The 20,662-nt window shown below is 71.1% G+C and carries 21 protein-coding genes; 7 read left to right on the top strand and 14 right to left on the bottom strand.

Annotated elements, in window-relative coordinates; genetic code table 11:
- Positions 1-28: 28 nt before the first annotated feature.
- Positions 29-865, bottom strand: coding sequence for a GNAT family N-acetyltransferase (locus tag E1200_RS09140; protein ID WP_131951388.1), 837 nt, complete (start codon positions 863-865; stop codon positions 29-31).
- Between the two features lie 171 nt (positions 866-1,036).
- Here E1200_RS09140 and E1200_RS09135 point away from each other — a divergent pair, with 171 nt between their 5' ends.
- On the top strand, positions 1,037-1,543 hold the full coding sequence (locus E1200_RS09135) for a GNAT family N-acetyltransferase (protein WP_131951387.1): 507 nt from the start codon (positions 1,037-1,039) through the stop codon (positions 1,541-1,543).
- A gap of 75 nt (positions 1,544-1,618) precedes the next feature.
- Positions 1,619-2,653, top strand: a complete 1,035-nt coding sequence (locus E1200_RS09130) for an SGNH/GDSL hydrolase family protein (RefSeq protein ID WP_131951386.1) — start codon at positions 1,619-1,621, stop codon at positions 2,651-2,653.
- On the opposite strand, the gene E1200_RS09125 is transcribed toward E1200_RS09130, so the two are convergent.
- A complete protein-coding gene (locus E1200_RS09125; protein ID WP_131951385.1) occupies positions 2,650-3,225 on the bottom strand; it encodes a TetR/AcrR family transcriptional regulator in 576 nt (191 codons plus the stop codon). The two genes, E1200_RS09130 and E1200_RS09125, sit on opposite strands and share 4 nt — an antisense overlap.
- 72 nt (positions 3,226-3,297) lie before the next feature.
- Here E1200_RS09125 and E1200_RS09120 point away from each other — a divergent pair, with 72 nt between their 5' ends.
- The 4 genes from E1200_RS09120 to E1200_RS09105 all read left to right on the top strand — a co-directional run bounded on the left by E1200_RS09120 (position 3,298) and on the right by E1200_RS09105 (position 7,165).
- Entirely contained in the window at positions 3,298-3,873 is a 576-nt protein-coding gene (locus E1200_RS09120; RefSeq protein ID WP_131951384.1) for a dihydrofolate reductase family protein, read from the top strand.
- A 147-nt stretch (positions 3,874-4,020) separates the two neighbouring features.
- A complete protein-coding gene (locus tag E1200_RS09115; protein WP_131951383.1) occupies positions 4,021-5,070 on the top strand; it encodes a hypothetical protein in 1,050 nt (349 codons plus the stop codon).
- Complete coding sequence (locus E1200_RS09110; RefSeq protein WP_131951382.1) at positions 5,067-6,326, top strand: ABC transporter substrate-binding protein; 1,260 nt, start codon at positions 5,067-5,069, stop codon at positions 6,324-6,326. The genes E1200_RS09115 and E1200_RS09110 overlap by 4 nt, the downstream gene beginning before the upstream one ends.
- Positions 6,327-6,415: 89 nt before the next feature.
- The gene (locus E1200_RS09105) at positions 6,416-7,165 is read left to right on the top strand and encodes a class I SAM-dependent methyltransferase (protein ID WP_243708431.1); all 750 of its coding nucleotides are present in this window, start codon (positions 6,416-6,418) and stop codon (positions 7,163-7,165) included.
- A 63-nt stretch (positions 7,166-7,228) separates the two neighbouring features.
- On the opposite strand, the gene E1200_RS09100 is transcribed toward E1200_RS09105, so the two are convergent.
- From E1200_RS09100 to pip, 12 genes are all read right to left on the bottom strand, one after another.
- A complete protein-coding gene (locus tag E1200_RS09100) occupies positions 7,229-8,368 on the bottom strand; it encodes a nitronate monooxygenase (RefSeq protein ID WP_131951380.1) in 1,140 nt (379 codons plus the stop codon).
- Positions 8,369-8,403: 35 nt separating this feature from the next.
- Complete coding sequence (locus E1200_RS09095) at positions 8,404-8,787, bottom strand: OB-fold domain-containing protein (RefSeq protein ID WP_131951379.1); 384 nt, start codon at positions 8,785-8,787, stop codon at positions 8,404-8,406.
- A gap of 3 nt (positions 8,788-8,790) precedes the next feature.
- Positions 8,791-9,954, bottom strand: coding sequence for a thiolase family protein (locus tag E1200_RS09090; RefSeq protein WP_243708430.1), 1,164 nt, complete (start codon positions 9,952-9,954; stop codon positions 8,791-8,793).
- Positions 9,955-10,137: 183 nt separating this feature from the next.
- Positions 10,138-11,076: an ectoine/hydroxyectoine ABC transporter ATP-binding protein EhuA gene (ehuA, locus tag E1200_RS09085; protein WP_131951378.1), complete on the bottom strand. Its 939-nt coding sequence runs from the start codon at positions 11,074-11,076 to the stop codon at positions 10,138-10,140.
- On the bottom strand, positions 11,063-11,716 hold the full coding sequence (gene ehuD, locus E1200_RS09080) for an ectoine/hydroxyectoine ABC transporter permease subunit EhuD (protein ID WP_131951377.1): 654 nt from the start codon (positions 11,714-11,716) through the stop codon (positions 11,063-11,065). Before ehuD ends, ehuA begins: the two co-directional genes overlap by 14 nt.
- Positions 11,716-12,432, bottom strand: coding sequence for an ectoine/hydroxyectoine ABC transporter permease subunit EhuC (gene ehuC / locus E1200_RS09075; RefSeq protein WP_131951376.1), 717 nt, complete (start codon positions 12,430-12,432; stop codon positions 11,716-11,718). The genes ehuD and ehuC overlap by 1 nt, the downstream gene beginning before the upstream one ends.
- Positions 12,433-12,438: 6 nt before the next feature.
- A complete protein-coding gene (ehuB, locus tag E1200_RS09070; protein WP_131951375.1) occupies positions 12,439-13,332 on the bottom strand; it encodes an ectoine/hydroxyectoine ABC transporter substrate-binding protein EhuB in 894 nt (297 codons plus the stop codon).
- 103 nt (positions 13,333-13,435) lie between these two features.
- Positions 13,436-14,344 carry an ectoine hydroxylase gene (gene thpD / locus E1200_RS09065; RefSeq protein WP_131951374.1) on the bottom strand — a complete coding sequence of 303 codons (909 nt, stop codon included), beginning with the start codon at positions 14,342-14,344 and terminating at the stop codon, positions 13,436-13,438.
- Positions 14,341-14,736, bottom strand: a complete 396-nt coding sequence (locus E1200_RS09060) for an ectoine synthase (RefSeq protein ID WP_131951373.1) — start codon at positions 14,734-14,736, stop codon at positions 14,341-14,343. The genes thpD and E1200_RS09060 overlap by 4 nt, the downstream gene beginning before the upstream one ends.
- Positions 14,737-15,039: 303 nt before the next feature.
- Positions 15,040-16,302 carry a diaminobutyrate--2-oxoglutarate transaminase gene (ectB, locus tag E1200_RS09055; RefSeq protein ID WP_131951372.1) on the bottom strand — a complete coding sequence of 421 codons (1,263 nt, stop codon included), beginning with the start codon at positions 16,300-16,302 and terminating at the stop codon, positions 15,040-15,042.
- A 50-nt stretch (positions 16,303-16,352) separates the two neighbouring features.
- On the bottom strand, positions 16,353-16,901 hold the full coding sequence (gene ectA / locus E1200_RS09050; RefSeq protein ID WP_207933253.1) for a diaminobutyrate acetyltransferase: 549 nt from the start codon (positions 16,899-16,901) through the stop codon (positions 16,353-16,355).
- 598 nt (positions 16,902-17,499) lie between these two features.
- The gene (gene pip / locus E1200_RS09045) at positions 17,500-18,483 is read right to left on the bottom strand and encodes a prolyl aminopeptidase (protein WP_131951371.1); all 984 of its coding nucleotides are present in this window, start codon (positions 18,481-18,483) and stop codon (positions 17,500-17,502) included.
- Positions 18,484-18,856: 373 nt separating this feature from the next.
- Between pip and E1200_RS09040 the strand changes: the two genes are divergently transcribed.
- Positions 18,857-20,593 carry a hypothetical protein gene (locus E1200_RS09040; protein ID WP_131951370.1) on the top strand — a complete coding sequence of 579 codons (1,737 nt, stop codon included), beginning with the start codon at positions 18,857-18,859 and terminating at the stop codon, positions 20,591-20,593.
- Positions 20,594-20,662 lie beyond the last annotated feature (69 nt).

Genomic DNA, 20,662 nt, shown 5'->3' with positions numbered 1-20,662 from the left:
GCAGCCGCGCTGAACTCGGCTGGGCGGGTCAGCTGAAGGCGAGGACCAGGCGGTCTTCGACCGGGCGGTAGCCGAGGCGGTGGTAGACGGCGTTGCTCGTCGGGTTGGCCAGGTCGGTGAACAGCACGACGTCCGTCGCGCCCTCCTCCATGGCGGACCGGGTCGCCTTCGTGGTGACCGCCGCTCCGTAGCCCCGGCGGCGGTGCCCGGGCGGCGTGTACACGGCCGAGACACGGGACATCCCGGCGGCCACGGGGGACCACCAGGCCATCGCGACCGGCTGCCCGCCCGCCTCCCACAGCGCGATGCGGCCCGTGTCGAGCCTGGCGTCCATCATCGCCGTATTGACCGGCCCGTGCTCCTCGACCTCGGTCCAGAACGCGGTGGCCCACTCCAGCATCAGCGGCCGCTCGTCCCGGTTCGCGGTGCGGGCGGTGCCCGGCGGCAGCGGATCGGGCACCTTGAGCTCACCCAGCCGGTAGAGGCGCTGGTGCATGGTCAGTCGGCTCGCGGCGCCGGTCCGCCGCTTCCACTCGTCCGCGAACGCCTCCGCGGCGGTCTGGGAGCCGCTGACGCCAGGCAGCGCCGCCTCACGGTCCGCCAGGATCTCCGCGAGGCCCCGGACGGCCCGCTCGGGCATCGCGCTGAGCAGCGGCGGATACGACGGGGTCCACAGGAACGCGCCCTCGACGCGCCGGCCTCCCGGCCACCACCCGAACAGGACGTCCTTGCGGACCCCGGTGCCTTCGGCGCGCATGTCCCCGGTCACGGTGAGCGCCACGGTGTTCCGGGCTGGGTCGTCGTGCAGGAACCCACCCGCCGCCGACATGAATTCGTCAAGGTCGTAGCTCAGCGTCCATTCCATACTCGATCATGACCGCGGCCGCGCCGTGCTCGCATCCGATTTACCGCGCCTCCGCCGCCGAGGCGGCGGGCCTCTCGTAAGCGCGCGGAGGGCGTCACCGCGTTCGCCTGTGCCGAACGGCCGGAGGCGGTGCCGGGAGTCCGGGGCCGAACGGCGTTTTACCATTGCGGGATGGATGACGAGGTGCGGGTGGCGCGGGCGGAGGAGTTGCCGGGGCTACCGTCGATCGAGGTCTCCGGGGAGCGGATGTTCGCGGAGATCGGGATCGTGTTCCCGCCCGGTCCCACCGTGGTCGAGCTCATGTCCGGCGGGGACGCGGAGATCATCGTCGCGGGCGAGCCGCCGGTCGGGTTCGCGGTGGTCGAGGAGGTCGACGGGGCCGCGCACCTGGCGCAGATCTCGGTGCGCGACGACCTGACCGGCAAGGGCATCGGTGCCCGGCTGCTGGACGCCGTCATGGCGCGGGCCGCCGCGGCGGGGGCGCCCGAGGTCACCCTTCTGACGTTCAAGGACGTCCCCTGGAACGGGCCCTGGTACGCCAAGCACGGTTTCGAGGAGCTGCCCGAGGAACGCTGGGGGCCGGGGATCAGGTCCCTGTGGGAGGCGGAGGTCAAGGCGGGTCTGCACGAGCTGGGGCCCCGGGTGGTCATGCGCGCGCCGACCGGCCACAGCTTTTGATCTACAATGTAAAGGCGGGAACCGGGGGCGATCAGCAGACGTCTGCCCCATGAAACACGGCACCGGAGGAGGACGATGATCAGCCCGGCGGGATGGTTGCGGGAGCGGCTCGGTGAGCGGAGGGCCGCCGTCGTCGTCCTCGTGGCGTTGCTGGCGCTGGCCGTCGTCCCGCTCGTCGCGCTGCCGGCGGTGCGCTGCGCGGTCTTCGACAGCGGGTGCCGCGAGCCCGCGCCGGAGGTCCGCGCCGACCCGGTGGCCGGCGCGAGGACCCTCACGCCCGTCGAGGCCGCCACCTGGGGGTCGTACGTGGCGCTGGGCGATTCGTACTCGTCGGGGGTCGGCTCGGAGTCGACCGTGGCCGACAACAACCCGCTCGACCGGTGCCACCGCACGTCCAAGGCGTACTACCACGAGGTCGCGAAGGCGTTCGAGTTCGCGAAGGGCAGCGGGTTCTGGGCCTGCTCGGGCGCCACGACCGGTGACGTCCGGAAGGGGAAGGGCGGGGAACCGCCGCAGCTCGACCGCATCGGCCCCGACACCAGCCTGATCACGCTGAGCATCGGCGGCAACGACGTCGGGTTCTCCAAGGTGCTCGCCGGGTGCGTGGTCAAGCTGCCGTGGAGCAAGGACTGCACGCGGCAGGGCGAGGACATCGCCAAGCGGATGGCCGAACTGCGCAGGAGCCTGCCCGCCCTGCTGGACGAGATCACCGCGAAGGCCCCCCGTGCCCGGGTGATCGTGATGGGGTACCCGCGGGCGTTCTCCGAGGTGAGCGGCGTGGGCGCGGACAACATCACGGTGTCCGACCAGCGCTGGCTCAACGCCCGCGCCTACGACCTGGGCCGGCTGATCGGCCAGTCCGCCGCCGAGGCCGACGCGCAGATCGCCGCCCGGGGCGGCCGCGGCAGCGTCGAGTTCGCCGACGCCTACAGCGCGTTCGCCGGGCACGAGGTGGGCAGCAGGGAGCCGTACATGAACGGGCTCACGGTGAACCTGCCGGCGCTCGAAGCCGAGCCGCGCAGCTACCATCCGACGGCCGCGGGCCAGCAGGCGCTGGCCCGGCTGTTCATCGAGCAGATCAAGAAGGGGCCCGGCCGCCCGCTGTCCTAGCGGGGGACGGCGCGCTCCACGGCGACCGCCACGAGTTCCTGGACGTCCTCGTCGGAGAACACGCCGGGCAGGGTGAGGTGCTCCACGACCAGCCAGTTGAGCGCCAGGTAGAGGAGCCGCACCGAGGTGGCGTCGCCTGGGAGCCCCGCCTCCAGGTGGTAGTCGATGTTGGCCGCCACGTCTTCGCGGACCCGCTCGGTCAGGACGGCGCGCAGCTCCGGGCGCCTGGTCGCCTCCAGGCGCAGTTCCAGGAGTGCCAGGTAGCCGGTGCGGAAGTCCTCGATCCGCCCGATGGTGGCGCGCAGGAGTTCGATGACCTTGGCGAGGTCGCGCGGCCCCTCGATCGGCCCGGTCATCGCGGCGGCCGCGTCGCGCTCCAGGCGCTCGTAGATCCGCCGGCCCGCCTGGGTGAACAGCTCGTCCCGGTTGGCGAAGTAGTTGGACGCGGTGCCGGCCGGCACGCGGGCCTCTGCGTCCACCGCCCGGTACGTGAGCCCGCGCGCGCCCTCCCTGGCCAGGACCTCGATCGCCGCGTCGACCAGCGCGGTCCTCCGCTCGACGTTCCGCCGCATGTTGACACCACTCCATCTGTAGTACTACGTTCAAACTACTACGGACATAGTACTACGAACGGAGTGACACATATGCGAAAGCTCGTTTACTACGTGGGCGTGAGCATCGACGGTTTCATCGCCGGGCCCGGCGGCGAGGTCGACTTCTACCCGGTCGCGGACGACATGGCGGCCTGGATCAACGAGCGCCTCCCGGAGACCGTGCCCAGTCACATCCGTCCGAGAGTCGGCCTGGAGGACGCGCCCAACAAGCGTTTCGACGCGCTGGTGATGGGGCTCGCGACTTATCGGCCTGCGCTCGACATCGGTGTGACCAGCCCGTACGCCCATCTGCGGCAGTACGTCGCCTCCACCACCCTGGAAGAGATCGCCGACCCGGGAGTGGAACTCGTCAGGAAGCCGCTCGACACCGTCCGCGCGCTCAAGGCCGCGGAAGGCGGCGGGGACATCTGGCTCTGCGGCGGCGGCCGGCTCGCCGCCGCGCTCCTGCCCGAGATCGACGAGCTGATCATCAAGTCCTACCCGGTGGTGGCGGGCGGGGGCCTGCCGGTCTTCTCCGGTGGGTTCGGTCCGACGTTGTTCACCCCGACCGAGCGGCGGTCGTTCAGCAACGGTGCGCAGGTCACCTGGTTCGACCGCACCGCCTGAACGCCGCTTCGTTCGCCAATTCGACGAAATGCGGTGATGGCCGAAAGTGGTCGGTCCCGGCCCTTGAATTCTTGCGGAATCCTGCATTCCTTCATTGCGGATGATAATGACGGGCGAGAACAATGCCGTTGGCTTACCATGACCATTGTGTCGTTTGCCCTGAGGTTCCGGACGGACGTCAAGAATTGGAGCACGCCGCGCTGGCTGTGGTCGTTCATGGCCCTGGTCCTCGGCATGACGTTCCTGCACTGGGCGGCCGCGACCGGGGTCCTGGTGGGCGGCGGGTCGGCGGTGTCGTCGGTGCGGGACCGGGGCGTCCCCGCGTACGTCAGCGCCCGGACGGCCCACGCCGCGCTCTCGGACGCCGACCGCGCGGCCTGGCAGAGTTTCCGTTCCGGGGCCGCGGAGCTGATCGGCCCGGGGCAGCGTTTCCGCGACAATCTGACGACCGCGGGGGACAGTCTCGCGCACATCGCCGAGCGCGACTTCGGCGGTCCCGCCGAACGTGACCTGTTGCGCGCGGTGAATGCGCAGGTCGTCACCTATCAAGGGCTGGTGGAACAGGCCGACGCCACCTATCGGGAAGGGTTGGAGGACCTCGGGTACGCGTACCTGAGCTATGCCTCCGACCTGCTGCACGGCGACGGCGGCGTACTGGCCCGGATCGACGAGATAGCGGACCGCGACCGGCGGGCCATCGACCAGCGGCGGCATTCCGCATGGGGCGGGACCGCCGCCGCGCTCGGCACGGCGCTGGCCGGTTTCGCGCTCCTCGCGGTGCTGGTGTACGCGCAGGTGGCGATGGCCCGGCGGTTCCGGCGCGTGTTCAACCTCCCGCTCCTGGCCGCGTGCCTGGTCCTGCTGGGTCTGGTGCTGTGGGCGGCGAACGCGTTCCTGCACCTCGACCGCTCGTTCGACCGGGCGTGGCAGCGGGACCTGCCGGCGTTCGACCGGGTCGTGGCGGCGCAGAGCGGCACGGCGCGGGCGGGTGCGTCCGCGCTGCGCGCGGGAGGCCCGGTCGACCAGGCCGAGGGGCTGGACGTCACGGCGGTGGACGAGGCGCGCCGCCCCCTCGACGCGCGGCTCACCGGCGCCGGGACGGGGGCGCTGGCCGCCGGCCTCCCCCTGCTGAGCCTGGCGGTGGCCGGTCTCGCCGGCCTGGGGTTCTGGTTGCGGCTGCGCGAGTTCAGGAGATGAGCGTGCGAATCCTGTCGGCGATCCTGCTGCTGTGCTCGCTCGGCCTCGTCGCGTGCGGTGGTTCCGGCTCCGGCGAACGGATCACGGTGCTGGGCTCGTGGACGGGGGAGGAGGGCGAGGCGTTCCGGGAGATGCTGTCCGGCTTCGAGAAGGACACCGGCATCGACGTCGAGTACACCGGGACCCGCGACGCCCGCGCGGTCCTGGCCAGCGAACTGCACGACGGCCACCCGCCCGACGCGGCGGTCCTGGCGACCCCGGGCGACCTGCGGGCGTACGCCGCGTCCGGTGAGCTGCGCCCGCTGCCGGGCGGCGCGCGGGGCATCGGCGGCGACCTCGCGTCCGCCACGGGGCCGGACGGCCGTCGCCACTCCTACGGCATCGTCGTCAAGGCGTCCGTGAAGAGCCTGATCTGGTACAATCCGCGCAACCTGCCGTCCGGTCTCCGGGAGCGGCTGACGGCCCCCGGCCTCACATGGGACGAGCTGTCGGAGATCGCCGGGCAGGCCGGGTCCCGCCCGTGGTGCCTGGGCCTCGCCGACACCTCCGTCTCCGGCTGGCCGGGCACCGACTGGATCGAGGACCTGCTCCTGCACGAGTCCGGCCCCGAGGTCTACGACGAGTGGGTGTCGGGCCGCCTGGCCTGGACGTCGGACCCGGTGCGGAGCGCGTGGCGCGCGTTCGGCGCCGTCGTGGCGGCCTCGCACGGGGACGCCCGCACCGCGCTGCTCACCGGCTACGGCCAGGCGGGCGCGCCGATGTTCGCGACGCCGCCGGGCTGCCGGTTCGACCACGCGGGCTCGTTCATCACCGCCTTCTACCGGCGGGCACCGGGACGTCCCGAGGCCGGCCGGGACTACGACCACATCCCCTTCCCGGGGGCGGGGTCGGTCGTGATCGGCGGTGACGTGCTCGGCGTGTTCCGCGACACGCCGGCCGTCCGCAGGCTCGTCGCCCACCTGGCGACGGCCGGCGCGCAGCGGACGTGGACCGGCCGGCCCGGCAGCGGCGCCTTCTCACTGAACCGCGAGGTGCGGCCGGACGACTACCCGGACGCGCTCTCCCGGCGGATCGCCCAGACCCTCGCGGGCGCCCGGACCGTGCGCTTCGACGCGTCCGACACCATGCCGACCGTGATGGGCGCCGCGTTCAACCACGCCGTCCTCGAATACGTCGCCGACCCGGAGGAGGACCGCCTGGACGGCATCCTCGACTCCCTGGACAGGGTCCGCCGCACCACCCGCTTCCCGTCATGACCGGCCGCCCGGAAAAGCAGTCGAGCCGGACGGCCGCGAGTGGCATCCTGACCGGGCGACAACGTCACGTGCTCACCCCGGGGCCCTCCTTGCTGCGTCTTCACGAGATCGCCGAAGCGGATCACCGCATCCTCAACCCGTTCACCGAGGAGAAGCTCCTCCTGCTGGGCGAGGTGAGCCGCGTCGGGCCCGGTACCCGGATCCTGGACCTGGCGTGCGGCAAGGGCGAGATGCTCTGCCGGTGGGCGGCTGCCTTCGGGGCCACGGGCCACGGCGTCGACCTGAGCGAGGTCTTCCTGGCCGCGGCGCACGAGCGGGCCACCGAGCTCGACGTCGCCGGGAAGGTGACCTTCGAGCATGGGGACGCGGGCCGGTACCGCGCACCCGGCCCCTTCGACATGGTCGCGTGCCTCGGCGCGACCTGGATCGGCGGCGGCCTGGCCGGGACGATCGAGCTCATGCGCTCCGCCGCCGCGCCCGACGGGCTCCTGCTGATCGGTGAGCCGTACTGGATCGACGAACCGCCGGAGGCGGCCCACGCGGCCCTCGGATTCGCGCCGGACGCCTTCGCCTCGCTCGACGGCACCCTGGACCGCTTCGAGGCCGCCGGGCTCGAACTCGTGGAGATGGTGCTGGCCGACCCCGACAGCTGGGACCGCTACGTGGCCTCGCAGTGGTGGACGATCCACGAATGGCTCAAGGCCGACCCCGCCCATCCGGACGCCCCGGCGATGCGCGAGTTCGCCGACACCTCACGCCGCTCCTACCTCGCCTACAACCGCAGATACCTCGGCTGGGGCGTCTTCGTCCTGCGCCAGGTGGGAAGGCCCGCCGGCTGAAACGACCACGGCCGTGCCGCGCCGGCCCCGGCGAGAGCTCGCCAGGGCCGGCGGGGAAGCGGGTCAGTCCTCGCCGGTGATCGCGTTGAGGCGCTCGACGGCGTTGGCGAAGTCCTCGACCATGTCGTAGACGACCTGCCGGGCGGGCTTCACGGTGTTCATCAGCCCGACGCACTGGCCGACGAAGTAGTTGGCGAGCTGCTGCGCGCCGGGGTTGCCCGACTCGGCGATCTTGGTGATCTGCCGCATCGCGCCCTCGGCGACGATCATCTGCAGCGGCATGCCGAGCGGGCCGGGGCTCTCGGGGCCCTCCCACTCGTCCGTCCAGGCGGAGCGCAGCTGCCGGGCGGGCTTGCCGGTGCGGGACCGGGAGCGGATCGTGTCGCGGGACGACGCCGCCAGCATCTTCTCCTTCACGTGCGGCGGCGTCTCGGCCTCCTCGGTGGTCAGCCAGACCGACCCGCACCAGACGCCGGACGCGCCGAGGGCCAGGGAGGCGGCCATCTGGCGCCCGGTGGCGATGCCGCCGGCGGCCAGGACGGGCACCGGGGCGACGGTGTCGACGACCTCGGGGACGAGGACCATCGTGGAGATCTCGCCGGTGTGCCCGCCGGCCTCGCCGCCCTGCGCGACGATCAGGTCGACCCCTGCGGCGACCTGGCGGCGGGCGTGCTCGGCCGTGCCTACCAGCGCCGCGACGGGGATCCCGGCGGCCTTGGCCTTCTCCACCATGACCGGGGGAGGGGTGCCGAGGGCGCTGGCGATGAGGCCGATGGGGTGCGCGAGCGACACGTCGATCAGCTCGGTCGCGCCCTTGGCGGTGACCTGCTCACCGACGCCGCGGGCCTTGGACCGCTTGGCCTTCTCGAAGTCCGGCAGCGGGACGTCGTACTTGCCGAACAGCCCGATGAGGAAGTTCCAGTGCTCCTCGGGGATCGCGGCGAGCATGGCCGCCTGCCCGCCGCCGCTCTCCGCCGACTTGTCGATCTTGCCGGGGACCAGGACGTCCACCCCGTAGGGGCGGCCGTTCACATGGTCGTCGATCCAGCTCAGCTCCTCTTCGAGGCGGTCGGGGGTGTAGGCGACCGCCCCCAGCACGCCGAAGCCGCCCGCGTTGGTCACGGCGGCGACGACGTCGCGGCAGTGACTGAAGGCGAACAGCGGGAACTCGATGCCGAACCGTGCGCAGACCTCGGTGTTCATGACCCTCGAACCTAACGGACCGAATGACGTTCGGTCTAGTGGCGGAACAGGACGTAGGACTCGCCCTCGTCGGGGTGGACGAAGACCGCCCGCAGGGGCAGCCCCTCGCGCAGGGTCGCCGGGTCGACATCGTCGAGCCGGGTGTGCAGCCAGGGCCCCTCGGCCAGCTCGACCAGCGCCAGGTACGCCGGGGGCTTGTCCGCGTCCCGGGAGTGGGTGACGGTCCAGGTCACCAGGGTCGCCTCGCCGCCGGCCTCGGCCCAGGCGAGGTCGTCGGCGCCGCAGCCCGGGCAGCCGGTCTCGTCCGGCGCGAACCACCGGTCGCACGCCTCGCACCGCCGGATGACCAGCCGGTCGGCGGCGGTGCCGTCGAAGAACGGGTCGGTGCGGCCGTCCCGCCGCAGCACACCGATGTCCATGGCTCAGGCCCCCTTCTGGTGCGGGCTGACGACGAGCGTCGAATGGTGGTCGAGGATGCCGCCGTTGCCGCTGACGAGGATCACGTCGTTGGCCGGGACCTGCCGCTCGCCGCCGTCCCCGCGCGCCTGGATCACCGCCTCCGACACGGGCGTCATCCCCCACATGTAGTAGGCGGAGAGCTGGCCGCCGCCGGTGTTGGTCGGCAGCGACCCGCCGGGGCCGAGGGCGCCGGACGCGGCGAACGCGCCGCCCTCGCCCTTGGCGCAGAACCCGTAGTCCTCCAGCGACACGAGGACCGTGTAGGTGTAGCAGTCGTACAGCTGGCACATGGACACGTCCGACGGGGTGATCCCGGCCATCTTCATCGCCGTCGCGCCCGACGTCGCCGCGCCGGTCGTCAGGCCGAATTCGCTGCCGCGCTCCTTGCGGTGCCCGGGGTGGCCCTGCCCCCAGCCCCACAGGTGGACGGGCGGCCGGGCGAGGTCGCGCGCCCGGTCCGCGCTCGTGACCACCACGGCGATGGCGCCGTTGGAGACCAGGCAGCAGTCCAGCAGGTGCAGCGGCTCGGACACCCAGCGGGACGCCTGGTGGTCGGCGAGGGTGATCGGGTCGCGCATCTGGGCGAGCGGGTTGCGGGCGGCCCACTCGCGGGTCGACACCGCGATGGCGCCGAGCTGCTCGCTGGTGGTGCCGTACCGGGCCATGTGCCGCTGGGCGGCGAGGGCGTAGAAGGAGTTGACGCTGCGCAGCCCGAGCGCCGCGGTCATCCCGCCGAACCCGTACCACTCGCGAGCGTCGCGGTTGTAGGCCGAGCCGGCGGACTTCTTCGGCTTCAGCGGGGCGTCCGCGAACACGCAGGCGACGGTGGTCGCCGTCCCGCTCATGATCGCCGTCGCCGCGTACGACAGCATCGCCCCCGCGGTCGCGCCGAACGCGTTGACCTGGGAGAGCAGCCGCAGGTCGCGGAGCCCGAGCGCGCCCGCCAGCTCGATGCCGGGGGAGCCGCCCATGCCGTGGCTGACCAGCAGCCCGTCCAGGTCGCCGAGCGCCAGCCCCGCGTCGGCGGCGGCGAGGCGCACCGCGTCGGCGGCGAGCCGCCGCGGGCTGCGCCCGTAGACCCTGCCGAGCTCGGTCATCCCGAGCCCCACGATCGATGTGCCCGTCACTGCGACCCTCCGTCCGTCATCGCGCCCACGGTACCGAATGACGTTCGGTGTAAGCCACGGCGGGGCCTCCGCAAGATCAGGACGCCGGGGACGCATGCCCGCGCGGGGCGGCGCATGACGAGAGCCGCCCGCGTCCCCGGGGCGACGGGGACGCGGGCGACGGGTACGCCTGCCGGGGCCTGCTCAGGAGGCCAGGACCGCCTGCAGGAAGTCCCGGGTGCGCTGCTCGGACGGGTCGCCGAAGATGCGGTCCGGCGGACCCTCCTCGACGATCTGCCCCTGGTCGAACATCAGGACCCGGTCGGAGATGTCCTTGGCGAAGGCCATCTCATGGGTGACGCACAGCAGGGTCAGGTCGCTCTGCCGGGCGATGTCGCGCAGCAGGTCCTGGACGCCCACGACGAGCTCGGGGTCCAGGGCGGAGGTGACCTCGTCCAGCAGCAGCACCTTCGGCTGCATGGCGAGCGCCCGCGCGATCGCCACCCGCTGCTGCTGGCCGCCCGACAGCTGGGTCGGATGGGCGTCGATCTTGTCGGCGAGGCCCACCAGATCCAGCAGGGACCTGGCGCGCTCGACCGCCTCGTCCTTGGACACCCCGAGCACGCGCACCGGCCCCTCGGTGAGGTTGCGCAGCACGTTCATGTTCGGAAACAGGTTGAACTGCTGGAACACCATGCCGACCTGCTTGCGCATCTCGTGCAGGTGCTTCTCGTTGGCCGGGACGCGCTTGCCGTTCCGCTCCATGTGCCAGAGCGTCTGGTCGCCGATCCAGATGAGGCCCTCGTCGAGCTTCTCCAGCGTCATCAGCAGCCGCAGGATGGTGGTCTTGCCCGACCCGCTCGGCCCGATCAGCGTCACGCGCTCGCCGGGGGCCACGGTGAAGTCGAGTTCGCGGAGCACGACGTTGTCGCCGAACCGCTTGACCACCTTCTCGAAGCGGATGCCGGGCGCGCCGCCCTGCGGCAGGTCGGCCGCCGGCGTGCCCGCCGCCGCGTCCTCCTTCCGCGTCGAGACGCTCTTGCCGACCGCGGACTCCGCGCCCTCGCGCGTGCCGTCCGGCTTGGCGCCGCCCTCGGGTTCCTGGGGCGTCGGTGCATCGGGGGTGGTGTCAGTGGGTGGCATAGCGCCTCTCCAAGCGGCGGACCAATATCGAGGATATGACGCTGACCACGACGAACAACAGGCCGACCATCGTCATCGGCTCCAGGAACTGGCCGTTCACCGACCCCGCCCGGTTGGCGGCGTAGAGCAGTTCCGCGACGTTGATCGCGAACAGCATCGGCGAGTCCTTGAACATCGCGATCAGGTAGTTGCCGAGCGTCGGGATCACGCGGCGGATCGCCTGCGGCAGGATCACGTCCAGCCAGGCCCGCGACTTCGGCAGGTTCAGCGCCGTGCACGCCTCCCACTGCCCCTTCGGCACGTCGGCGATGCCCGCCCGGTACACCTCGGCCGTGTAGGTCGAGTAGTGGACGCCGAGCGTGATGATCCCGGCCGTCAGCGGGGACAGCGTGACGCCCACGGAGGGCAGGACGAAGAACACGAAGTACAGCTGCGGGATCAGCGGCGTCGACCTGATGAACTCCGTCGCCCACCGGACCGCCTGGTTGACGGCCGTGTACGGCGTCCGGCGCAGCAGCGTCCACACCAGGCCGAGCAGCAGCGCGATCACGTAGCCGGCCAGCGTCGCGATCACGGTGTAGCGCAGCCCGCTCAGCAGATCGGGGAGGACCTCGCCCGTGTATTCCCAGTTCCAGGTCATCAGCCGGTCACCCCCGCTCCGGGAGCACCGGCCGCGATCGTGCCGAGCGACGGCTCACTGGGCAGCCTGCGGCCCAGCATGCGGTCCACGCGCCGCTCGGCGTAGCGGACGAACAGCTGCAGCATCTGCGCGATCACGAAGTACAGGACGAGGGCCACCGAGAACGCCGCGATGGTCTCCCCGCTGCTTCCCTGGATGTCCTTCGATGCGCGGGTGAGGTCGACCAGGCCGACCAGGGACACGATGGCCGTCCCCTTCATCAACTCGATGATCAGGTTGCCGAAGGGGGGCAGCATCAGCGCGAAGGCCTGCGGCAGCAGGACCCGCCGCATCCGCTGGAACGGCGTGAAGTTCAGTGCCACCGTCGCCTCGTACTGGGCCTTCGGCACCGCCTTGATCGAGCCGCGGACCACCTCGGCGCCGTAGGCGCCGATGTTCAGACCCAGTGCCAGGATCGCCGCGAACATGGTGGTGAACCGCAGCCCGATCAGGGGCAGCGCGTAGAAGAACCAGAACAGCAGCACCAGCGTCGCGTTGCCGCGGAAGAACTCCACGTACACCCGGTTCAGGACGCGCACCCACGCGTGGCGCGACGCGCCCGCCATACCGAAGATCATCGCGAGCGCCAGCGCGAGCGCGCCGCCGAGCAGGGTGAGCTGGATGGTGAGCCACGCGCCAGCGAGCCACTGGTCGTAGCTCCCGAGGACGTCCGCCACCCGGGATCAGCCCTTGCAGAACTTCGCGGCGGTGTCGTCCGGTCCGGGCATGTCCGCCTGGGTGAACCCGAACGGCTGCAGGATCGGCAGGAGCTCGTTCGCCTGCTTCAGCTTCCCGAGCTCCTCGTTCCAGGCGTTCAGCAGCTCCGTGTCGGCCTTGCGGAACGCGAACGCGCCGGCGCCGAGCTGCTCCTTGCCGTCGATGACGGGGGTGAACGCCTCGGTCACCTCGTAGCCCTCGCCCTCGTGCTTGGACAGCAGGTCGGCGAGTGAGATGCGGGTCAGCCAGATGCAGTCGATCCGGCCGGCCTTGAGCCCCTCGAACGCGCTGGGCTGGTCGGCGAAGGTCTTGATGTCGCCCTTCTTGACCCCGGTGCTCTCGGCGTAGCCGGCCTCGACGGCGCCGGTGAGGACGCCGACCCTGGCGCCCTTCTCCGCCGGGTCCTTGGCGCCCGTCAGCCCCATCGGGTTGCCTTCCTTCACCATGAAGGCGCTCTTGGCGACGTACTCGGGGTCGGCGAACGCCGCGGAGGCGCACCGCTCCGGCGTGATGAACATGCCGGCGGCGATCGTGTCGAACCGCCTGGCGTTCAGCCCGGCGATCAGGCCGGCGAAGTCCACCTGGACGCCCTTGACCTCGTCGATCCCGAGCTTCTTGAAGATGACGCGGGCCAGCTCGGGCGCCTCACCGGTCAGCTTGCCGGACTTGTCGGTGAAGCCGTAGGGCGCCTCGTTGGCGAACCCCACGGTGATCGCCCCCGCCTCCCGGGCCTTCTCCAGCGTGCCGCCGCCGGCGCGCTCCTCCTCCGGATCCGTCGTGGAGCAGCCCGCCGCGGCCAGCGGGACCGCGGCGGACAGCAGCACGGCGGTGCGGAGGAAGTCGCGTCTCGAGGAAGTCATCATCGATCTCCTGATGGGTGCGCTCCCGCGCCCGGGGAGGCCGGTGCGGCCTCCCCGGGCGCGGGAGCAAGGGTGGGTCGGGTTATCGAATTGTTGTGTTCATTCAGTCGCCCACGGGTGTGAAGTCGCGGGCCCCGATGAACTCCGGGCGGGGTGCCGGCGCCGAGAAGGGCTCGACGCACGCGTTCTCGACGCTGTTGAACACGATGAACACGTTGGAGCGCGGGAACGGGGTGATGTTCCCGTTCGAGCCGTGCATGCAGTTGCAGTCGAACATGGTGGCAGAGCCCGCGGCCCCTGTGAACAGCTCGATCCCGTGTTTTTCGGCAAGGATCGACAGGCTGCTGGGGTCGGGCGTCCCGATCTCCTGCCCGCGCAGCGACTCCTTGTAGTGGTCGTCAGGGGTCTCCCCGACGCACGCCACAAAGGTCTTGTGGGAACCGGGCATAATCATTAGCCCGCCATTGTGCACGAAGTTCTCCGTGAGCGCTATGGAGATGCTCACCGCGCGCATCCGGGGCATGCCGTCCTCGGCGTGCCAGGTCTCGAAGTCCGAGTGCCAGTAGAAGTCCTTGCCGTTGAAGCCCGGCTTGTAGTTGACCCGGCTCTGGTGGACGTACACGTCCGAGCCGAGCAGCTGCCGGGCCCGGCCGACGACGCGGGGGTCGCTGACCAGGCGGGCGAAGACGTCGCTGATCTTGTGGATCTGGAAGATCGAGCGGACCTCGTCCGAGCCGCGCTCGGTGACCGTGCGCTCGTCGGCCAGGATCTGCGGGTCGGCCGACAGCCGGCGCAGCTCGGCGCGGTAGTCCTCGACCTCCTCCGGCGAGAGCAGCTGGTCGACCGTCAGGAAGCCGTCGGCCTCGTACGAGTCGAGGTCGGCGCCGTCGATCGGGCCGTCCTCCGGTCCGCCGTAGACGACGGGGTCCTGCCGGTACAGCAGCGCCGCCTCGGACGCCTTCCGGGTGGGGTAGGCGTCGTCGATGGTCGGATGCGACTCGATGATGCTCATGCGTCCTCCTCGGTCAGCAGCGGATAGACCCCGTTCTCGTCATGGACCTCCCGGCCGGTGACGGGCGGGTTGAACACGCAGACCGTCCGCAGGTCGGTGTGCGCCCGGAGGGTGTGGTGCTCGTGCTGGTCCAGCAGGTACATGACGCCCGGCTCGATCTTGTGCTTCTCCCCGGTCTCGTCGTTGGTGAGTTCTCCCTGGCCCTCGATGCAGTACACGGCCTCGACGTGGTTCGCGTACCACATCTTCGTCTCGGTGCCCGCGTACAGGATCGTCTCGTGCATCGAGAAACCGACGCCCTCCTTGGCGAGGACGAACCGGCGGCTGCACCAGGTCGGCGCGTGCACGTCCCGTTCGGTGCCGATGATCTCGTCAAGGGAACGAACGATCATGAATCTCCTCTTTCCGGCTGTGCCCGGGGCGGCCGGCCCGCGAGGGCACGTTCCGCTCGGGCGGTGTTCCGCTGGGGTCGTCTCCGACGTGTGGGCCGCCGGGTCCGCCAGGTATGTGCCCGGTCGGGCGGCGTTCGTCCCGGGGCACCCGGTCGGGCGGCCCCGAGCCGTCCGGGGACCGGACGGCTCAGGTGGCCCGAGGCGACCCGGAACGACCCGGGGGTCATCCCGATGGCTCGAAGCGGTCGGAGCGGCTCAGTGAGCCACTGACGGCCCGTTATGCCGCAATGTGCTCGGAATGGGTCAGACGGCGACCTTCTGCCGGACGGCCTCCAGCGACTCGGCGATGATCTCCAGGCCCTGGCCGAGCTCGGCCTCGGTCGTGGTGAGCGGCGGCAGCAGCTTGACCACCTCGCCCTCGGGACCGGACGTCTCCATCAGCAGCCCGCGCTCGAACGCCTCGGCGCACACCTTCGGCGCGAGCTCGGCGTCGTTCATCACCAGGCCCCACGCGAGGCCGCGGCCCCGGACGGAGTCGACGGCGCCCGCGTGCGTGATCGCGATCGACTCCAGGGCCGTCTGGACCTGCTGGCCCTTGGCGAGCGTCTCCTTCTCCATGTCGTCGCCGGCCCAGTAGTCCTCCAGCGCGCCGACGGCGGTGACGAACGCGGGGTTGAAGCCGCGGAAGGTGCCGTTGTGCTCGCCCGGCTCCCACACGTCCAGCTCGCGCTTCATCAGCGTGACCGCGAACGGCAGCCCGTAGCCGCTGAGCGACTTGGACAGGCAGACGATGTCCGGGGTGATCCCGGCCTCCTCGAAGCTGAAGAACGAGCCGGTGCGGCCGCAGCCCATCTGGACGTCGTCGACGATGAGCAGGATGTCGTGCCGGCGGCACAGGTCCGCCAGGCCGCGCAGCCACTCGGCCGTGGCGACGTTGATGCCGCCCTCGCCCTGCACCGTCTCCACGATCACGGCGGCGGGCTTGTCCAGGCCGCTGCCGCTGTCGTCCAGCATCGTGTCGAACAGCAGGAAGTCGGGCGTCCGGCCGTCCAGGTAGTTGTCGTAGGGCATCGCGACGCCGTGGCCGAGCGGCACGCCGGCGCCGGTGCGCTTCATCGAATTGCCCGTCACGGCGAGCGCGCCGAGCGTCATCCCGTGGAAGGCGTTGGTGAAGCTGACAACGGTCTCGCGGCCGGTGTACTTGCGGGCGAGTTTCAGCGCCGCCTCGACCGAGTTGTTGCCCGCGGGCCCCGGGAACTGGACCTTGTAGTCGAGTCCGCGCGGCTGCAGGACGTACTCGTTGAACCGTTCCAGGAACTCCCGCTTCGCCGAGCTGTACATGTCGAGGCTGTGGACGATCGCGTCGCTCGCGAGGTAATCCATCAGCCGGCGTTTCAGCTGCGGGTTGTTGTGCCCGTAGTTGAGGGTTCCGGCACCGGCGAAGAAATCGAGGTAGCTTTTACCGTTCTCGTCGGTCATGTAGCTGCCCTTCGCGGTGGTGAACACCGTGGGCCAGCTGCGGCAGTAGCCGCGCACTTCCGATTCCAGGCGGGCGAAAACGTCCATGTCTGCCTCCAGGCAGGTTGTCGTGGGGGAGCGGACTTGGATGTGATGGATCAGTTCGCGTCGGGGATCGGGCCGATCCGGAAGAGCACCTCGGGCTCGTGTCCCCCGTCGGGGAAGTGCTCCGCGGTGAACAGCGGGCTGCGGGCGACCTCGCAGCCGCGGTCCCGGGCGAACGATTCGAACATCGCGGTGGAAGCGGTGTTGTCCGGGGTCACCGTGGCCTCCATGAACCGGTGCCCGCGCGGGGCGAGCCGGTCGGCGAGGTGGTCGAGCATGCGGCGGGCGAGGCCCTGGCCGCGATGGTCGTGGTCTACGGCGACCTGCCACACGAAGAACGTGTCGGGCCGGGCGGGGCGGACGTAACCGGTGATGAATCCACAGGGATCGCCGGCGTCGCATGCCACCACGGATGTGTCCGCGAAATCGCGGCACCAGAGCGTGTAGCTGTACGGCGAGTTGACGTCCAGGACTCGCGAGTCCCGGGCCATCCGCCAGAGCTCCGGACCGTCGGAGAGGCTCGGCTCCTGGAGTTGCACGTCCGCGTTCGTCTCGTTCGGACCGGGGCGTCGGGTCGGTGATTCCAGGGGTTGCGCTGCCATGTCCAGGCAATTTAGCGAATGTTGCACCGTGATCGCAGAGGAATGTTATCTACGAGATGTTTAGCCGCCCGCCGCACTGGGTAGGGTAATTGGCTTTGTCGAATTGGGTGCAATTCGCGACGGCCCCGCGTCCGCGCGCCCGCGCATTTGTCCATGTTACGCAGGTGTTACTGCCGGACCCGCGCCAGAACCTGCCAGGATGCTTCCTGAACGTCAGCTTAATGTTTTGTCGTGACCGCGCGAGGGGTTTTGTGTATCGGTTGTGTGAGGTAACTCACACAAATTGCCTGTGAACGTCTCGGGTGCGGCGGGCGTCACGTCGCATCGGGCGAGGTCGTCCGGTCGCGAGCGTGCTGGGACGCGTGTGGGGCAAGGCGTTCACGCGGGTTCTGGGAGTCCCCGCCCCCTGCCCTTCAAGGGGCAGGTTCACTTATGAATAGGTAAGGGCAGGATGTTGAAACGGTAAGGGAATTCGGTGTTTCGGTCACGAGAGGGCCGTCCGGGACGCGACGACACCGCCGCGCCCCGCCGTCTTTTCGGCCACGTCACAAGCGGGTTACATGGCCGTCCGAATCCGGCCGCATTCCGCGGCAGCGTCTTACGGCGCTTCCGGCCGGCCGTTTCCCGCGAAGCGGTCGGTCGCCTCGATCAGGTGGTGCAGGATGCCCGGTTCGTTGAAGGCGTGCCCGGCGTCGTCGACGATGTGGAAATCCGCCTCGGGCCAGGCGCGGTGCAGGTCCCACGCGGTCGCGACCGGCGTGCACACGTCGTAGCGGCCCTGCACGATGACGGCCGGGATGTGGCGGATCCTGTGCACGTCGCGGATGAGCTGCTCGTCCTCGAAGAACCCCTCGTTGACGAAGTAGTGGTTCTCGATGCGGGCGAACGCCACCGCGTAGTCCGGCTCGCCGAACGCGCCGATGACCTCCGGGTCGGGCCGCAGCGTGATCGTGGAGCCCTCCCACGTCGACCACGCCTTCGCCGCCGCGACCCGGACGTCCCGGTCGGGGGAGTTGAGCCGCTCGTGGAACGCCGAGATGAGGTCCTCCCGCTCGTCCTCGGGAATCGGCTCCAGGTACTTCTCCCACAGGTCGGGGAACAGCAGCGACGCGCCCTCCTGGTAGAACCAGTACAGCTCGAACGGCCGCAGCGTGAAGATGCCGCGCAGCACCAGCTCGGACACCCGCTCCGGATGCGTCTGCGCGTACGCCAGCGACAGCGCGCTGCCCCAGCTCCCGCCGAACACCAGCCAGCGCTCGATGCCCAGGTGCTCGCGCAGCCGCTCCATGTCGGCCACCAGGTTCCAGGTGGTGTTCGCCTCCAGCGACACGTCCGGGTCCTTCGCGTGCGGCAGGCTCCGCCCGCAGTTGCGCTGGTCGAACAGGACGATCCGGTACGCCGCGGGATCGAACTGGCGGCGGTGCGCCGGGCTGCACCCGGCGCCCGGGCCGCCGTGCAGCATGACGGCGGGCTTGCCCTCGGGGTTCCCGCAGACCTCCCAGTAGAGTCGGTTGCCGTCGCCGACGTCGAGCAGCCCGGAGTCGTACGGCTCGATGGGCGGATACAGGGTGCGAAGCTCCATGGAGCGCGATTGTCCCACCCGTCACACCGTCCCGCGCGGTGTGACCCGCGGCACCCGCCGGACGGGCCGCACGCGCCCCGAGCAGGGACGCCGTCTGCGCGGATACCCTGCGAGGATCAAGAAAGTAAACCCCAAACGGGGCAAAGGTTCTGCTGGTCGCGACTAGAGTGCCTTCAGTGAGCGAAGCCACGAGGCACAGGGCCGGTGGCGGAGCGAACGAGAAGTGCACACCTACCCCCGCGAACGCGGCCGGACGCCGCCCGGCGAGGAGACACGTGAGCGAGATGACGGGCCGCCGGACGAGGATGGCCGGGGGCGGGACGAGCAGGGCCATGGCGTTCACGTGGCACCGAGCCGTGAGGCGAGGAGAGCAGTGAGTGAGCTGAACGGATCGGGCGGTTCCCGCGGAGTCCCGGACGCGGGTTCCCCCTGGAACGCGATGGGGCGCGACCCGAACCGCGCGCCCGAGGCGCCGGTGCAGGCCGCCCAGCAGCCGATCCAGATGGGCAAACCCGCGCAGCAGCCGCAGCAGCCCCATCACGGGCACGGGCAGCACGGCGGCCAGAGCCGCGGCGGCGAACTCGTGCGCGCCGAGGACCACCCCGAGGCCCAGCCCTGGGACATGGTCGAGCGGCTCCGCCAGATGGCCGACCTCATCGGCGACGCGCTCGCGGCCGGTGAGCGCAAGGTGAGCGAGGTCCAGAGCGAGATCGCCGCGCAGGTCGCGGCGGTCGCCGCCGAAAAGGAGGCGGCCCAGCGCGATGCGGCCGCCGCGTGGGGCGAGGTTCAGCGGGCTCGCGGCCAGGCCGAGCAGGCCGACCGCCGCGCCGTCGACGCCGAACGCCGCCTGAACGAGGCGCAGAACGAAGTCGCCGCGCAGGTCGCGGCCGTCGCCGCCGAAAAGGAGGCGGCCCAGCGCGATGCGGCCGCCGCGTGGGGCGAGGTTCAGCGCGCCCGTGGCCAGGCGGAGCAGGCCGAGCGCCGCGCCGTGGAGGCCGAGCGCCAGTTCGCCGAGGCCGACCGCCGCGTCGCCGAGGTCCAGAACGAGGCCGTCACGCAGATCGCCGCGCTGCAGGCCGAGAAGGAGAACGCGCAGCGGGACGCCGCCGCCGCGTGGAACCAGGCGCAGCAGGGCCGCGCCCAGGCCGACCAGGCCCGCGGCCAGGCGGAGCAGGCGCGCATACAGGCCGATCAGGCGCGCGCGCAGGCCGAGCAGACCCGCGCGCAGATGGAGCAGGTGCAGGCCCAGGTCGAGCAGGCCGAACGCCGCGTCGCGGAGGCCGAGGCGACCGTCCGGCAGGCCATCCAGCAGCGCGACGCCATGAGCGAGGCCCGCGACGACGCGCTCCGCGCCGTCGAGGAGGCCGTCACCGGGCGCCGCTCCGCCGAGGCGGAGCGCGACCGCGTCGCCGAGCAGGCCGGTGAGCTGTCACGCAGCCTGGAGTCGGCGCACGCCGAGCTGGCTGCGCTGCGCGCCAAGCTCACCGACGCGGAGATGACCGCGCAGAACCTGCAGCACGCCGTCGTCGCGGCCGGCAACGAGACCGACGAGTCCCGCCGCCGCGCCGAGGTCGCCGAGCACCGCGCCCAGGAGAACGAGCGCCGCGCGATCGACGCCGAGCGCCGCGTGCAGGAGACCGACCGCCGTTTCCAGGAGGCTTTGGGACGGGCCGAGAACGCCGAGGCCGAGCGCCAGCAGGCCCTCGACACGGCCGCGCAGTCGCTGGAGGCCGCCAAGAAGGCCGAGCGGGAACGCGACGGCAACGCCAAGGCGAAGGAGGCCGCCGTCCAGGCGCAGGCCCGCGCCGAATCGGAGCTGACCCTGGCCCGCGGCCGCGCCGACCAGGCCGGCCGCGAACGCGACAAGGCCGTCGCCGCGATGCGCCAGATGGCCGCCGAACGCGACGCCATCGCCGAGAAGCTGGCCGAACGCGACCAGTGGGTGGACCAGCTGGCGCAGGCCGTCACCGAGCAGCGCGCCCAGATCGCCGAACTCTCCCAGGAACGCGACGCCGCCCGCACCGCCGCCGACCAGGCCCGCTCCCTGATAGACGAACTGACCCGCCAACTACGCACCATAATGCCCACCGCCGCCACCCCCCGCCTCTAACGCCCAGAGGCGGGGGGTGGCGGCGGTGGGCATTATGGTGCGTAGTTGGCGGGTCAGTTCGTCTATCAG

The organism is Actinomadura sp. GC306 (assembly GCF_004348665.1).
Lineage (GTDB): Bacteria > Actinomycetota > Actinomycetes > Streptosporangiales > Streptosporangiaceae > Spirillospora.
This window is presented reverse-complemented; position numbering and strand designations above follow the sequence as displayed.